General features: G+C 26.7%; 12 protein-coding genes. All 12 read right to left on the bottom strand.

Annotated elements, in window-relative coordinates; translation table 11 throughout:
• Window positions 1–332: 332 nt before the first annotated feature.
• The 12 genes from MarbSA_RS06330 to rfbD all read right to left on the bottom strand — a co-directional run bounded on the left by MarbSA_RS06330 (window position 333) and on the right by rfbD (window position 16,345).
• Entirely contained in the window at window positions 333–2,309 is a 1,977-nt protein-coding gene (locus MarbSA_RS06330) for a CoB--CoM heterodisulfide reductase iron-sulfur subunit A family protein (RefSeq protein ID WP_221061207.1), read from the bottom strand.
• Window positions 2,310–2,833: 524 nt separating this feature from the next.
• Window positions 2,834–3,760 (bottom strand): AEC family transporter, encoded by a 927-nt coding sequence (locus tag MarbSA_RS06325; protein WP_221061206.1) that lies wholly within the window; start codon window positions 3,758–3,760, stop codon window positions 2,834–2,836.
• Between the two features lie 335 nt (window positions 3,761–4,095).
• Window positions 4,096–5,031: a DNA repair and recombination protein RadA gene (radA, locus tag MarbSA_RS06320; RefSeq protein WP_221061205.1), complete on the bottom strand. Its 936-nt coding sequence runs from the start codon at window positions 5,029–5,031 to the stop codon at window positions 4,096–4,098.
• A gap of 110 nt (window positions 5,032–5,141) precedes the next feature.
• On the bottom strand, window positions 5,142–7,520 hold the full coding sequence (locus MarbSA_RS06315) for an OB-fold nucleic acid binding domain-containing protein (RefSeq protein WP_221061204.1): 2,379 nt from the start codon (window positions 7,518–7,520) through the stop codon (window positions 5,142–5,144).
• A 423-nt stretch (window positions 7,521–7,943) separates the two neighbouring features.
• Entirely contained in the window at window positions 7,944–9,353 is a 1,410-nt protein-coding gene (locus tag MarbSA_RS06310; RefSeq protein WP_221061203.1) for an undecaprenyl-phosphate glucose phosphotransferase, read from the bottom strand.
• Between the two features lie 256 nt (window positions 9,354–9,609).
• Window positions 9,610–10,488 (bottom strand): glycosyltransferase family 2 protein, encoded by an 879-nt coding sequence (locus MarbSA_RS06305; protein WP_221061202.1) that lies wholly within the window; start codon window positions 10,486–10,488, stop codon window positions 9,610–9,612.
• A gap of 107 nt (window positions 10,489–10,595) precedes the next feature.
• Window positions 10,596–11,561 (bottom strand): glycosyltransferase family 2 protein, encoded by a 966-nt coding sequence (locus MarbSA_RS06300; RefSeq protein WP_280636279.1) that lies wholly within the window; start codon window positions 11,559–11,561, stop codon window positions 10,596–10,598.
• Between the two features lie 286 nt (window positions 11,562–11,847).
• The gene (locus tag MarbSA_RS06295; RefSeq protein WP_244987856.1) at window positions 11,848–12,789 is read right to left on the bottom strand and encodes an ABC transporter ATP-binding protein; all 942 of its coding nucleotides are present in this window, start codon (window positions 12,787–12,789) and stop codon (window positions 11,848–11,850) included.
• 9 nt (window positions 12,790–12,798) lie between these two features.
• Complete coding sequence (locus tag MarbSA_RS06290; protein WP_221061201.1) at window positions 12,799–13,581, bottom strand: ABC transporter permease; 783 nt, start codon at window positions 13,579–13,581, stop codon at window positions 12,799–12,801.
• 67 nt (window positions 13,582–13,648) lie between these two features.
• Window positions 13,649–14,299, bottom strand: coding sequence for an NTP transferase domain-containing protein (locus MarbSA_RS06285; RefSeq protein ID WP_054835392.1), 651 nt, complete (start codon window positions 14,297–14,299; stop codon window positions 13,649–13,651).
• Window positions 14,300–14,523: 224 nt separating this feature from the next.
• On the bottom strand, window positions 14,524–15,399 hold the full coding sequence (gene rfbA, locus MarbSA_RS06280; RefSeq protein WP_054835575.1) for a glucose-1-phosphate thymidylyltransferase RfbA: 876 nt from the start codon (window positions 15,397–15,399) through the stop codon (window positions 14,524–14,526).
• 82 nt (window positions 15,400–15,481) lie between these two features.
• The gene (gene rfbD, locus MarbSA_RS06275) at window positions 15,482–16,345 is read right to left on the bottom strand and encodes a dTDP-4-dehydrorhamnose reductase (RefSeq protein ID WP_054835573.1); all 864 of its coding nucleotides are present in this window, start codon (window positions 16,343–16,345) and stop codon (window positions 15,482–15,484) included.
• Window positions 16,346–16,415: the final 70 nt, after the last annotated feature.

Genomic DNA, 16,415 nt, shown 5'->3' with positions numbered 1-16,415 from the left:
ACATTTTAATTATATTAAGATATTTATATAATAGATATATCAAAATATTTTAGTTAAGATTTTATAAATTTTATAAATATAATATTTTCATATTACAATTATTCTATATTATTTTCTAATTATTTATAGTTTTAAAATTTTCAAAAAAAATAAGATTAAATTATAAAAAACAAATTGAAAAAAAAGTTAAATATATTAAAATATACTTAATTATAGTTAAAAATAGCTAAATATAGCCAAATACAGCTAAAAAAAGTAAAAACAAATAAATTCTTAATTGAATAATTTAAAAATAAATAAAAAAATAAAAAATGGAGAATAAATCTCCAGGTTTATTTACCATCTTCAAGAGCAGCTTCAATTTGTGCCATGATTTGGTCAGTTTTGAAATGATTTTGATCCATAGCTCCAGATGGGCATGCAGCTACACAAGTACCGCATCCTTTACATAATGCAACATTAACAGTTGCTTGATCATCTTCAATAGCTACTGCACCATATGGACAAAGTTCAACACAAACTTCACATGCCCCACAGACATCTGTATCAGTAGTAGCAATAATAGGTTCAATTTCCACTTCACCTTTAACCATAGGAATCGCTGCACGTGCTGCTGCACCAGAACCTTGTGCAACTGCATCAGGAATATCCTTAGGACCTTGTGAAACACCAGCTAGGTAAACACCGTCTGTTAAAGTATCAACAGGTCTGAGTTTTGGGTGAGCTTCCATTAAGAAACCATCTCCACTCTTAGATAAACCGATAGTTTGTCTTAACTCTTCTGCTCCTTCAGGAGGTACAAGACCAACACTAAGAACAACTAAATCATAATCATATTCAGTTACTGTATTAAGTAATGTATCTTCTCCCCTTACAGTTAAAGTTAAATCATCGTTTTCGATAATTTCAGAAGGACGTCCTCTTAAGAACTTAATACCATATTTTTCTTGAGAGTTTTTATAGAACTCTTCAAATCCTTTACCGAAAGCTCTGATATCCATGTAGTAAAGAGTTACATCAGTATCTGGTTCGTGATCTATAATCAATTGAGCATTTTTCATAGAGTACATACAACATACTCTTGAACAATATGGTTTACCAATCTTATCATCTCTTGAACCAACACAATGGATAAATGCAACACGTTTTGGAGATTCATGATCAGATGGTTTAATAACATGTCCTTCAGTAGGACCAGATGCATTAATCATCCTTTCAATTTCCATAGCAGTAATTACATTAGTATGAGCACCATAACCATATTCAAGTTTTTCTGTAGGATCATAAGGGTCATAACCAGTAGCTACAATAATAGTTCCTACTTCTAAATCAATGAATTCAGATTCTTGGTCATGTTTAACTGCTCCACGTTCACAGATTTGATCACAAAGTTTACATTCAATACAGTAATCCTTGTCTATAGTAGCACATAAAGGTACTGCTTGAGGGAATGGAATAAATGCAGCTTTAGTCATGCCAATACCTTCATCGAAGTAATTAGGCATTTCAATTGGACAAACTTCTACACAAGATCCACAGCCAACACATAACTCTTCATCAATATATCTTGGTTTTCTTTCAACTTTTACTTTAAAGTTACCAATATAACCATCTACTTCTCTTACTTCAGAGTAAGTTAAAAGTTCGATGTTTTCGTGTTTACCAACATCCACCATCTTAGGAGCAAGAATACACATTGAACAATCAAGTGTTGGGAAAGTTTTATCAAGTTGTCCCATCCTTCCACCAATGGTTGGTTGTTTTTCAACCATGTAAGTTTGGAATCCCATATCAGCTAAATCAAGAGCAGATTGAATACCAGCTACTCCTCCACCAATAACCATAGCTTTATTATCCACAGACACAACAGAAGCTTCTAAAGGTTCTAAAAGTCTAGCTTTAGCTACAGCCATTCTTGTTAAATCTTTTGCTTTTTCAGTAGCAGCTTCTGGTTCACCCATGTGTACCCAAGAATCATGCTCTCTTAAGTTAGCAAACTCAAACAAGAACTGGTTTAATCCAGCTTCTCTAATACATCTTCTAAATGTAGGTTCGTGAAGCCTAGGAGAACATGCAGCTACAACTATTCTGTTAAGATTATGTTCTTTAATGTCATTTTGAATTACTTGTTGTCCTGGATCAGAACAATAATATTTATAATCCTTTGCAATAACCACATTAGGGAGAGTTTTTGCATATTCGGCAACTGCTGGGACGTCGACGACCCCACCAATGTTTATACCACAGTGACAAACATATACTCCAATACGTGGCTCTTCATTTTCTATATCTCTCTTCTCTTCTGCCATTTATAATCACCTTGTACAAGTTGATGATATCTAATATTTTATAACAATGCCCCTATAAACAACCATTAATAATCAATTTTCAATAATTAATTATACTAAATTTAAAGAATATTGTTTAATATTAAATATTTTAAATTATTAAATAAAATTATTAACTAATATTTAAATTATTGACTAATTTATTATTAATTAATTTTTTATAATTTCAATTTATTAATATTTATAAAATTTTAGATAGTGTTATGTATGCCATTTAAATAAATAAAGGTTTCTATTATTATTATTGAGTAAAGTTTATATATAATAAAAAAATTTTGAATTAAATTGATTAGAATAAAGAAAAAAAGAACTAAAAAGATTAAAATAAGAATCAAACTATTAAAAAGAATTAAAAAATATTAAAAGCACTTATAAATAATTAAAAATGCTTAAAAAATCTTTCAATTATAATTATAAAAAGTCAAAAAAGAGAAAATTTTTTTAAAAAAATAAAGTTATGTGAAATTTCAAAGCAACATATAATCTTATATAATGCCCGTGATAAAAGGCAAGGTTCCAATTAAGATAGGTAAAGTAATCAAGCTAAAAACAGTAGTGACAACTGAACAATCAGCAGAAATACCAAAATCTAAATTATAAGTAACTGCCAAAACCATTGTTAACATTCCAGATGGCATTCCAGCTTCTACAATGGCTATTGTAAATTCCATATTAGACAAACCTAACAAAGTTACAATAGTTAAAGCAATAATAGGGGCAATCACAAGTTTAACAATTACATCCAATCCTGCTATTTTTAAATTATTTTTAAGACCTTTAAATTGGAGAGAAAGGCCTAATGAAATCATTATTATTGGAATAGCTGCTGCAGATAAATATCCAATTATACTAGCAGGAATATTTCCAATAGGAATATTTAAAAGATTAAAAGTAATTCCTAAAATAAATGCCCATAAAACTGGAAAACCTAGAATTCTTTTAAACACATCCTTGATATTACCTCCAAAATTAGCAATCAATAGTATGCTTAAAGAAAGAAACAATATTAGAGTACCCATATCATAAAAAATTGCTCTTAAAAGACCTGATTGACCAAAAACACCTAAAACCATTGGAAATCCTAAAAAAGCAGTGTTTCCAATAACAACCGGTACAACAGCTCCCCATAATTTTTTTTCAGGCAAGTTTTTCTTTCTAAGGATAAGGTAAACAAGCAACCCTGAAATTGCACCTACAGTAATACTAATTGTGGGCATTACAGCCAGAGTTGTAATATTAGATAAATTTGCAGCATATAAAGAAGAAAAAATGAGACATGGCATTGCAACATTAATAACTAATTTATTCAACACTTCAATGTCTTTGATATTAAGTAAATTAATTCTTTTAAGAAAATATCCCAAAAAAATCAAAAATAAAATAACAATTATAGTACTTATTACTTCAGACATCGTTTTCACTTTAAACGTAATTATAAAATTTTTAATTATAAAATTTAATTTTCATAAAAATATATTCGTTAATCTATTAATCTTATCAATAAAATCCTATCCTAAATAATAATATTTTTTATTTCATCATTAATAAAACTAAAGCATTATCTAAATCAAAGCAAATCTTAAAAATAAATGAATTCACTATTAAAAATAAATCAAAGTTACTATTAAAAATATAATTAAATTTATTATATATTAAGAAAAAACAGAAAATATTAAACAATCCAAAATAAATGAATAAAAATTAAAGAATAAAAAATTAAAATAAAAAAGAAAGTTAAATTAGTAACTTAATCAACAATACCATCACTAGTAATTTTAAATACACATTCACCTTCTGGTAAATGAGGAGAATCAACTAAACGAGCAATTCTTTTACCGGCTAGACCTTTTTTAAGCCAAATTCTATAAGTAGAAGCATGCCCTAAAACATGCCCTCCAATTGCTTTTGTTGGGCTACCAAAGAAAGCATCTGGTCTTGCTTGAACCTGATTAGTAATGAAAACAGCCACATTGTAAGTATTAGCTATATTTTGAAGAGCATGCAAATGTTGATTTAATTTTTGTTGTCTTGTTGCTAATGATTCTCTTCCTACATATTCTGCTCTAAAATGAGCCATTAATGAATCAACAATTACTAATTTTATATTTGATCCATTTTGGATCAATTCATTAATTTTATCTGCCATTAAAATTTGATGAGCAGAATTAAAAGCCCTAGCTATATGAATTTTTTGTAAAACCTCTTCATGATCAAGTTCAAAACCATCAGAAATTTGTTCGATTCTTTCTGGACGGAAAGTATTCTCAGTATCGATAAAAACACATTCTCCATCAAGTCCACCACGATCTCTTGGAAGTTGAACAGTTACAGCTAATTCGTGAGAAATTTGACTTTTACCAGACCCAAACTCACCAAAAACTTCTGTAATAGATTGAGTTTCAATTCCTCCCCCAATTAACTCATTAAAAGCTTCACTTCCAACTGTAATTCTTCCAACATCACGTCTTCTTTCCATAACATCATATGCAGTTTCAAAATCAATAGATTCTGCTTTTCTAGCTGCTTCAATAACTTTTTCAGCAACACCTTCTCCAATTTCTGCTTTTACAGCTAATTCCTTTGCAGTAGCCGTAGCTAATCTCATCATATCCGCAAAACCAGCGTCTCTTAATTTTTGTGCGGTTTTTTCCCCAACACTAGGCAAATCTTCAAGTTCTACCATAATACTCATTCCTATATTATTTATATTTTATTTTTATAATTTTTGCTTTTATAATTCATTTATAAATTTCATACTTTAATAGTTCTAAAGATAAATTACTAATTCAGTCACTATAATTCTGTAGAAATAATTTTTTTAGGATTTAATCTAATTTCTTCATTATATTCATCAAAATTAACATCAGCGATAATTTTAATACTGAGACCTGCTAAATTTTCAACTTTTCCTTCTAAAACACCTTCATCAGCACTTTCTTCAACAATCTCTGCTGCTTCATCAGTAGTCATTCCAAGAAGTTTTTCAGCTAATTTACCAAAAAATGTGATAGAAATTTCCCCAGTATCATCCTCTATCCTAGCAGGAATCATCAAAAGATATCTTGGCTTTTCAACATCTTCTCCACAATAATCACAAACATATTCATCATCAATTTGATCTAATCTATTGTTACAACTAGGACATCTAGCAGAAAGAATATTATTACCAAAAGTATCACCCAATGCCCCTTGAATCTTAATATTTCTATCATCATCCTCTAAGTCAACAATGTTTTTAGATTGATATAAAATTTCTTCCAATTCTTCAAAAGAAGGTAATTTATCTAATTCATCATCTTTTGCCTTAATTATTTTAGTGTTATTACTAATACTTAACTCAAGATTATCATTTCTAAAAGTTACCCTTGGATTTTCAATTTTTAACGCATCTCCAACTTCATAAGGATTATTTGCTTGTTCATTCCAAAGAGTAGTTCTTATAATTCCAGTATCATCACCAATTTCAATATTTCTAACTAAACCAGGAGTTCCATCTTGTCTCTGGAATTCATTCACATCTTGAATATCAATAACTCTTGCTAAAACTCTTATATTAGAATCATCTTCTTCCAATTCATCAATTTTTTTAGGAACATAAATCATATCTTCAAGTTCTGAAAAAGAAGGTAAATCACCAGTTTCATCTTCATCTAATTTTATAATTCTTGCAGTTTTTCCTATATTAAGTTCCACTGAATAAAGACCCATTCGAGTCCTTGCATTCTCAATTAGAAAAGCATTTCCAGGTTCAAAATTATTTTGAGCTTTTTCATCCCAAAAAGATAACCTAACAACACCTGTTTCATCAGCTAAATCTCCAGATCTAACTAAACCAGTAGTACCATCATCTCTTTGAAACTCTCTTGGATCATGCATGGTTATAATTCTACCAAGAACATCGACCTCTTCACCATCTTCCTCAATTTCTTGAACAACTTCAACTTTAATTGGTCCTAATTGTGATTGATAATCTTTTAAAAGATCGATTAAACTATTATCTTCATCGGGATTAGTTATTATTTGAGTGTTCCAATTAGTATTAACCCTATAACCAGTTTCAGTATATTCATCAAATTCAATGTTTCCACCAGTAATTTTAATAATATCTCCCTTATTGATGTTTAATTTAGTATCATCACCCCAAAGAGTTACTCGGATAGAACCTGTATCATCAGCTACCTCAATAGATTTAACGGCCCCTTTAGAACCATCAGCTCTATCAAATTCTATAGTATCTTGAATTTTAGTGACAATTCCAAGTAATGTCACATCTTTCATTTCCTGAACTTCAGCAATTTTTAAGATTTTATCCTCATATTCTGGAACTTCAAAATCCCCTTTAACTATTCTTCCATCCCAATGAGACAAAGATACTTCACCATTTCTTTCTCTAGCAGAAGCACCTAATATTTTTAAAGAATCTCCTTCTTTAATATCCAAGCTGTTTATTAAACCAGTATCTTTATTCCATAATGTATAACTAATTTTTCCAGTTTTATCTTGTAGTTCTAAAGAAGTTACTTTACCCTCTTTTCCATTTTTCTCATAGCTTCTAATTTTAGGAACTCTTATTAGTCTTGCAATAATATTTACAGTGGTATCTGGGGTAATTTCATCTATAGGAGTTATTATTTCCTCATATTCTGGAAAATTATGATAATCATTACTATCTAAAACATTTATTGTTGAACGTGGCTGTAAATGAATTTCTTTAGTTCCAGATTGATAGCCGTCTTTAATATCGACTCTGTTTATTTGAATAACATCTCCTTCATTAAAATTTTTTAATAATTTTATGTTTTCAGTCCATAAAACTACCCTTATTTCTCCAGTATCATCAGCTATTTTTAAATTAGCTAGTTTTCCATCTTTCCCTTTACGACTTGTGAAAACTTTTGGATTTGAAATACCCATTACTCTACCAATTACACTTAAATTTTGAGCTCCAGATTCTAATTTAGATATTTTATCCATTGCATGTTCTTGACTTTCAGACCTATGTTCATTTTTTTCATTGATATATTCCCCTACAACAGTCCGAGCAATGTCAACATCACTCATAAAGCTTATATCCTTATAATCTTTCTTTTTTTCATTCATTTTCTCTAAAAATTCTTCTTCAGAGATTTTATCTTTAATTTTGTTATATTCTTCTATTATTTCATTATCCATACCAAGCCCTCACAGTTAAATATTAATTATTTTTTATAGATAGGATTTTTCCAAGCAAATGAGGAGTAATATTTAAATAAATATTAAATTTTAACAATTATAATACTAATTTTTCAAAATTCTTTTTTATAAATATAATATTCTCTATAAAATTATTAAAAATATTTTTATAAATCCTCATTTATCACTAAAATATCCTAATTTATTAGTAAATTTTTACTTATAATTAGTAGATTTTTACTTATATAATTAACATTGCTTGTATTACAATTAAAAAGTTAGTAATAACTATCATATAAATATTATTACAATTATTTTAAAAGATTGTAATCATATACTAATATTATAGTAATTAAAACATAGCAAAAAAGATTGATTAAAAGTTAATTAAAAAATTCACAATTTAAAAATAACAAAACAAATTTAATAAGCATTCTTATTACCTTTCAAAATCGTTTTCCACATGATTAAAATATCTAAACCAAAATACCAATTTTCTACATACTCAATATCATACTCAATACGCCTTTTAATAGAAGTGTTTCCTCTATACCCATGTACTTGAGCCAATCCAGTGAGTCCTGGTCTAACTTGATGTTTTACCATGTACTTTGGAATTTCATCTCTAAACTTCTCTACAAAAAAAGGTCTTTCAGGTCTAGGACCAACAACACTCATTTCACCTTTTAAAACATTGAAAAACTGAGGCAACTCATCAATACTAGTTCTTCTAATAAAGTCCCCAATTCGAGTTTTTCTAGGATCATCTTCAGTAGTCCATTCAGATTTCTCTTCAGATTCATCCTGTACTTTCATACTTCTAAACTTGTACATCATAAAAGGCTTTCTTTGATATCCAATTCTTTCTTGTTTAAAAATAATAGGGCCTGGAGAACTTATTTTAATAGCAATAGCTGTTAAAATCATTATAGGAGAAGTTATAATAATAGCAATTAAAGATATCACAATATCAGAGACTTTTTTCATAAATCTATTTAAAGCATCATCTAAAGGTACATAACGAATATTTATAATAGGTAATTCATCAATCATGTCTACAGAAGGCTTTGCAGGGAAATATCTATAATAATCAGGAATTATCTCAGCTTTTACACCATGATTTTCACAAATATCCACCAACCTAGTCAAATTATCATAATATTTAAGAGGAATAGCTATTATAACCCTATCATATTGATTATTAGCTAAAAAATCATTTAAATCACCTATTGATCCAATAACAGAAGCCCCATTAGTTCCATCAATCATATGCCCAATTTTATGATGAGAACCTAAAAATCCACTAATAGAATAACCTAAATATTTCTTAGATATGATTTTTTTAGCAAATTTAATAGCTAACTCCCCATCCCCAACAATTAAAATATGTTTAAGGTTTTTATCATTGGATCTAATATGTTTTAATATAGATCTAAATATTGCTCTTTCAATTATAGCAAAAACAGTACTAAAAGAAGCAAACACAAAAATTAACTTCCTTGAATAGTTAGGTTCATCTATAATAAATAATAATGCAATTAAAATAATAAAAGCCATTAAATTAACTTTAAAAATCTCTGTAGCCTCAGATATTATATTTGATTGATTTCTAAAAGGCTTATATAATCCTGAAAAATAGTAAAAAATTAAATACAATGGAATAATAAAAAGTGCAAGTAGCAAATAATTTTCAAATGGAAGAAATCCTCCCAAAGGTCCAAAAATAGTTGTTTTAAATCTTAAAAACCAAGCAGCAATAAATGCTAAAACAACCACTAAAGCGTCAGTTGTAATTAATATAGCATTTAAAAGTCTTTGGTTTTGTTTTATCATGATATCCCTATTAATATATTGATATGAATTAATTTAAATTAAATATAAATTAATCTAAATTGATATAGCTTAAATATAGCTTAAATATAAATTAAATATAAACTAATATAAATTATAATATTTTAATATGTTAAATAATTATACAATTATATAATATAATTACTATTATTTATATCATTATTGTAATCTAAATAAATTTATATAAATACAATGATGAATACTAATTATTTAATATTTATAGAAATTAAAATCAGCATCATTTCTTAAAAACATTTAAAAATAATTTAATCGTTAAAAGAAAGATTATACCTAAATATACCAATAATCTAGTAAAAAAAGAGTATTTCTTATCATAATTCTTATTATAAAAAAGATACATAGCTCTATAAAACTCATATATTAGCTTAGATTTTTGTTTTTTACTGCTTGCGCCTTTATAATGGATAATTTCAGATTTTCCATAGTATATAATTTTCCAACCAGCACTTTTTATTCTATAGCACCAATCAATATCTTCACCATACATAAAATAATCTTCATCTAAAAGACCTACTTCATTTATAGCTACCTTTCTAACAAGCATAAACGCTCCAACCAAGCTATCTACTTCATAAATTCCATTATCATCAAGATGATCTAAATTATAATCATCAGAATTAGAATTTTTAATCTTATTAAAACCAAAAAGCTTGTAAAAAGAATTTTTAGGATTTGGAAAACTACGTTTACAAGATTTATCTAAGTCACCATTAGGTAAAAGAATCTTACAACCAACAGCCCCAACATCATTATGATTCTTTATAAATTTTAAACAATCATCGATTGAATCATCTTTTACAATAGTATCCGAATTTAAAAGAAGAATGAAGTTCCCTTTAGATTTTTTAATAGCTACATTATTAGCAGCAGCAAATCCTTGATTAGTTGGATTATGTATAAAATTTATCTTTCCATTCGAAGCTTCATTTGAAAAATGAGAAAAGTAAGATTTTAATTTTTCATAACTCCCATCTTGAGAATTATTGTCAACTAGGAAAATCTCATAAGGTGACTCTGTTGTTTCTAAAACAGAAATAATTGTATTTTTTGTTAGTTCATAAGTCTTATAATTAACAATTATTATTGACAAATCCATATAATCACTATAAATTTATAATCACGATAATTCTATGATTAAAATAATTCTATAATTAGAATAATTTTATAATTAGAATAATTAGAATAATTAGAATAATTCTATAATCATTTGTAAATAAGTTTAAATGTATTGATTATTAGTCTCCCTTGAATTTTAAAATAATTTTTTAAGTTATTTCTTTTAAATTCTATTTTTTTTATTTTATTCCTATTTTTTATTCCCTCTTTTAAGCCTTTTAGATATAAATCCCCATATCCTTTCCTAACGAAAAAAATATATTTTATTAAAAATCCAATAGCTAAAAATCCTATATTTAGTATTATTTGAGGCCAAGGCATATTTTTATATATAACCCATATGTTATTACGAGCAGCTAAAGGTATTTTAAATTCATTATACTTATCTCCACTTGAACCACTCCCAATATGATAAACAATTGCATTTGGACAATATACATTTTTAAATCCATTAATTAAAGACCTGTATCCAATATCAACATCTTCCATATATGCAAAAAAATTTTCATCAAAAAGCCCAATTTTATCTAAAATCGATTTTTTATATAATGCTGCACCTGCACATGATGAAAAAATTTCATAAGAATTATTATACATTTTCTCATCTTTCCCTTCGCCTTTTTTAATAGTCCAACCCATTATATTATAATAATCCCCAGCATCGTCAATTAAATCCCTATTGTTAAATTGAATCATTTTTGAAGATACAGAAAATATGTTTTTATTGGAATTTTGATTATTATATGATTTAAAACAATTTATTATATTTAAAATAAAATTTGGATCAAGTTCTATATCATTATTAAGTAATAAAATATATTCTGATGACGAATGATTAATTCCTTGGTTAACAGCTGCGGAAAATCCTAAATTAGACTTATTTTTCAGTACTTTGATATTTTGAGATAATTTTTCACTAAACCTATTTACAAAATAAATACTATTATCTATAGAATTATTATCAATGAAAATAATCTCAAATTCTTGAAAACTTTGATTTTTAATAGAATTAAAGCATTTTTCAAGAAAATTTTCTCCATTATAATTTACTATTATAATTGAAATATTGTTAATATTATCACCAAATCATTAAGCAAATAAAGAATATCATATAGAAACTGTATAATTAAAAAATAAAACTTAAAAGAATTAATACAATAATGAATATGGAATAAAAATAGAATAAATAAGGATCATATAAAATAGTAAAAGGAAAAAATACAAAATAAAAGCTTATTTGTTATATTAGATAGTTATACTATGTAATTATATAATTATATTACATAATTTAAAGAATATTTAAAAAATTATTGGCTAAATATTTTGATTTTTAATCTTACTATTTATTTTCCCTTTGTTCATTTTCAATTTCTTCCAAAGCCCTTTGTTCTTTTTCTTCCATTGATTTTAAAATTTTTTGTCTCTTCTTAAGGTTTTCAATCCGTTTCAATCTTAAATTCTTAGAGAGATCCTTATCTTCATCCAAAGTTTTTTCAAACTCATTACAAACCTCTTCACAATCCCCTTTCATTACAATTTCACCTTTTTCCAGCCAAACTGCTTTGTTACATAATCTACGAACTTGATTTAATGAATGAGAAACAAAAATCACAGTTGTTCCTTTTTCAAATAGTTCCATAATTCTTTTTTCACTTTTTTTTCTAAATTTTATGTCACCAACTGATAAAACCTCATCTAAAATAAGAATATCTGGATCAACTAGAGTAGCAATTGAAAAACCTAATCTAGCTTTCATTCCAGAAGAGTAATTTTTAATTGGAACATTCATAAAATCTTTTAATTCAGAAAATTCAACTATTTCATCAAGTTTAGAGCGAATAAACTCCTTAGGAAACCCCATCATTGCAGCATTTAAATAAACATTCTCATAACCAGAATAATTAGAATCAAAACCAGCACCTAATTCTAATAATGGAGCTATTTTACCAGTTATGGCAACATCTCCTTTTGTTGGTTTCATTACTCCAGAAATAATTTTAAGAAGAGTACTTTTACCTGCTCCATTTAAACCAACAATTCCAATCCTATCTCCTTTTTTTATATTAAAAGAAACATTTTTTAATGCCCAAAAGTTATCATGTTCAATGTCTCTTTTTATAAATTTAATAATATACTCTTTAAAATTATCAATTTTTTCTTTGCTTAGATTAAATTCCATACTGACATTATTTACACTTATTACAATATCATCAATATTTTCTGATTCCTTCTCATCAGGCAGATTTTCTGTTTTTTGATTGTTGGAATTGATTTCAACCAAATGTATCACCTAAACATTAAGTATAAATTTATTTTGGTATTTATAAAAGATTATTACTCCTATTATCAGAGATACTAAAGCAAATGTTGATAAATATAGAAAAGGACCAATTGCTGGAAGTTGACCATAAAGAATAGAATCCCTAAATGAACTTATAGCTGAGTAAACTGGATTTGCAAGGAAAAATGGTAAGAATTGTGAAGGAACAATAGAAATTGGATAAAAAATTGCACAACCATACATTAAAAGAGTCATGAAAACCCCATACAAATATTCAATATCTCTAAAGAATACCGTAACTGTTGCCAATATTAAACCTACACCAAGAGTTAATATAAACAAAGGAATGATAGTAAGTATTCCTGCTAGATTAAATACTGAAAATGATGCTCCGGTTGCTATCATTACTAATACTAACACTATTAAAGAGATTAAAAAGTTTACAAAGTTTGAGATAATAACACTTAGACTATATATATATTTAGGAACATATACTTTTTTCATAATAGAGGCATTTGATCTTATTGAAACCATTGCTGCCCTTGTAGATCCCGAAAAGAAATCAAATATCAATCTCCCAGTTAATAAATAAACTGGATAATTAGGTATATCTCTCTGAAAAAATGTAGAAAAAACAATTGTTAATACAATCATCATAAGTAATGGATTTAAAAAACTCCATAAAATTCCTAAAGCAGATCTTCTGTATTTGATTTTTATATCTCTTTTTACAAGTTCATATAAAAGAAATTTATATTTAGAAAAATTTAAAAGAAATCTGTGTTCAAACATCAAAAATCTCCTTAATAATCATTAGAATATGAACATATTGTTAATAAGTTAGAAAGATGAATAATATTCATAATTCAAGCTTATGTAAATTTTTTTTGGCTAATTCTAAATCTGCCTTAGTATCAATCTCATAAGACTCTATGAAAATTGTTTTTAAAGGAAGACTTTTTCCTAAAGCATCCACAACATAGTTATCATTTTCAGTAATTTTAACATCATTAGTTACATATGTAATGCCTGCATATTCATAATCAAGAGGATATTCTCTTTGAAAATTAATAACCCTATTATCATCATTTAATTCAGCAAATATAGCATCTTCAGTTTTAGAAGGAGTTATGCCAACAAGAGATTCATTTTTACAGTTTACAATAAAGTTTTCAAAATCTGTCTTATTAAATAAAACATCACCAATTATAAGGAGATAAGGTTCATCTAAATCTTTATTAGCTAAGCTAACACTATAAGAAGTAGAAGTATTTCTAAAATCATGATTAGTAATAAATTTAACATCATCTCTAACTTTTTTAACATGCTCTTTTACTTTTTCTTTTTGGAAACCAACTACAATCCTAACATCTGGAACATCTTTCAATCTATCAAGATGGTAATCAACAATTTTTTTTTCACCAACTTTAACCAAACCTTTTGTAGTATCTAAGCCTAAACGTGAGCCTATACCTGCCATAATTATAATAGCATGTTTAACATTTTCCATAACATTTCCTCATTAAATATACATTTTTCAATTTATTGTAAATAATCATATTTATATTTTTTTAAACTTTATTTCGTAAAATAAATTTATAGTATATTTATTTAATTATATTATATATTCAAGATATATGTTTTAAATATTTTAAATATTTTAATACATATTATTTTTAATTTAAAATTATTAAATAAATGATTAAATATATAATTAGCTATAATTTAATAAATTCAATCAATTTTCATATTAGATAGCTTAATTAAATAATCACCATAATCTGTTTTTTGAAGAGAGTTGGCAATTTTAACAAGTTTTTCACGATTTATATATCCTTTATAAAAAGCAATCTCTTCTAAACAAGCGATATATAAACCTTGTCTTTTTTGAACTGTTTCTATAAAGTTAGCTGCTTCTAAAAGTCCATTATGAGTACCAGTATCAAGCCAAGCCATACCTCTACCTAAAAGCTCAACTTTAAGTTTATTTTGCTTTAAATACTCTTCATTTACAGAAGTTATTTCTAATTCTCCTCTTGAAGAGGGTTTAACATTTTTAGCTATTTCAACAACATTATTATCATAAAAATAAAGCCCTGGAACAATATAATTTGATTTTGGATTTTTTGGTTTTTCTTCAATGGATAAAACATTTCCTTCATTATCAAATTCTACAACACCAAAATCTTCAGGGTTATTAGTATAATAACCAAAAACAATTGCACCTTCTTCAAGTTTATAAGCATGCTCTAATATTTCAGTTAATCTATGACCATAAAAAACATTATCTCCTAAAACAAGAGCGACATTTTCATCTCCAATGAAATTTTCACCTACAATAAATGCTTCAGCTAAACCGTTAGGATTATCTTGAACTTCATAGCTAAAAGATACTCCAAAGTCACTTCCATCACCAAGTAATTTTTCATATTGAGAAATATCATGAGGAGTTGAAATAATAAGTATTTCTTTAATTCCTGCAAGCATTAAAACAGATATTGGATAATAAATCATTGGTTTATCATATAATGGAAGTAATTGTTTGGAAACTACCTTTGTAATCGGATATAAACGAGTTCCAGAACCTCCTGCTAAAACTATACCTTTCATTTTTAAATCTCCATCCATTTAATCATTATGTTTAATTGTTAATTTTAATTCTAAGCTTAATCTCCATGTTTAATCTCTATACTTAATCTTTGTGTTTAGTTTCTAATTCAATCTTCATATAATTTTTAAGAGCATTTTTATAAGATCTTAATGATTTAAAACCAGTGTTTTCCCATTTTTCATTTGAAAGAACTGAATACGATGGTCTTTTAGCTGGTGTAGGATATTCTTCAGTAGTAACAGGTACTATATTAATATTTATATTTGCTAATTCAAATATTTCCTTTGCAAATTCATACCAAGTACAATTATCACTATTTGTAACATGATAAATTCCATATTTATCAGTTTTAATAATTTCAGATATAGCCATAGATAAATCTTTTGTAAAAGTAGGAGAACCATGTTGATCATTAACAACCATAATTTTATCATTTGTTTTAGATAATTGAAGCATAGTTTTAACAAAGTTCTTTCCATTAAAACCATATAACCATGCAGTTCTAATTATAAAATAATTATCTGTATTTTCTTTGATAAATAACTCTGCTTGAAGTTTAGTTTCACCATAATAACTATTAGGATCAGTTTCATCATCTTCATGATAAGGTTTCAAGCTATCACCAGAAAAAACATAATCAGTGCTAATATGTAATATTTTAGCATTAATTTCATTTGATACTATAGCTAAATTCTTAGGACCAATTGAATTAACATTGAAAGCTAAATTTCGATTAGTTTCACAGCCATCAACATCAGTATATGCAGCTACATTTATTATAAGTTCTGGTGTTTCTTTTTTTAAAAATTCATCTACTTGATTAAAGTTAGTTATGTCTAAATTTTCAACATCAGTAAGGATTAAATCGTGTTTATTTTCATTTTTTAAAGTTTCTACTAAATCTGAACCTAACATTCCTTTATATCCTGTTATTAAGATTTTCATATTATCCACTTTTTATTGAATATCAACATTTTTGACTCATTGATTTTTGAGTTTTTATAAAATACTTATG

Source organism: Methanobrevibacter arboriphilus, assembly GCF_019669925.1.
GTDB lineage: Archaea > Methanobacteriota > Methanobacteria > Methanobacteriales > Methanobacteriaceae > Methanobinarius > Methanobinarius arboriphilus_A.
The sequence above is the reverse complement of the archived record's forward strand: the minus strand, read 5'-3'. Positions and strand labels throughout refer to the sequence as shown.

Coding starts and splice junctions, on each gene's coding strand:
- MarbSA_RS06330 (WP_221061207.1), bottom strand. CDS start 2,309: ATGGCAGAAGAGAAGAGAGATATAGAAAATGAAGAGCCACGTATTGGA.
- MarbSA_RS06325 (WP_221061206.1), bottom strand. CDS start 3,760: ATGTCTGAAGTAATAAGTACTATAATTGTTATTTTATTTTTGATTTTT.
- radA (WP_221061205.1), bottom strand. CDS start 5,031: ATGGTAGAACTTGAAGATTTGCCTAGTGTTGGGGAAAAAACCGCACAA.
- MarbSA_RS06315 (WP_221061204.1), bottom strand. CDS start 7,520: ATGGATAATGAAATAATAGAAGAATATAACAAAATTAAAGATAAAATC.
- MarbSA_RS06310 (WP_221061203.1), bottom strand. CDS start 9,353: ATGATAAAACAAAACCAAAGACTTTTAAATGCTATATTAATTACAACT.
- MarbSA_RS06305 (WP_221061202.1), bottom strand. CDS start 10,488: ATGGATTTGTCAATAATAATTGTTAATTATAAGACTTATGAACTAACA.
- MarbSA_RS06290 (WP_221061201.1), bottom strand. CDS start 13,581: ATGTTTGAACACAGATTTCTTTTAAATTTTTCTAAATATAAATTTCTT.
- MarbSA_RS06285 (WP_054835392.1), bottom strand. CDS start 14,299: ATGGAAAATGTTAAACATGCTATTATAATTATGGCAGGTATAGGCTCA.
- rfbA (WP_054835575.1), bottom strand. CDS start 15,399: ATGAAAGGTATAGTTTTAGCAGGAGGTTCTGGAACTCGTTTATATCCG.
- rfbD (WP_054835573.1), bottom strand. CDS start 16,345: ATGAAAATCTTAATAACAGGATATAAAGGAATGTTAGGTTCAGATTTA.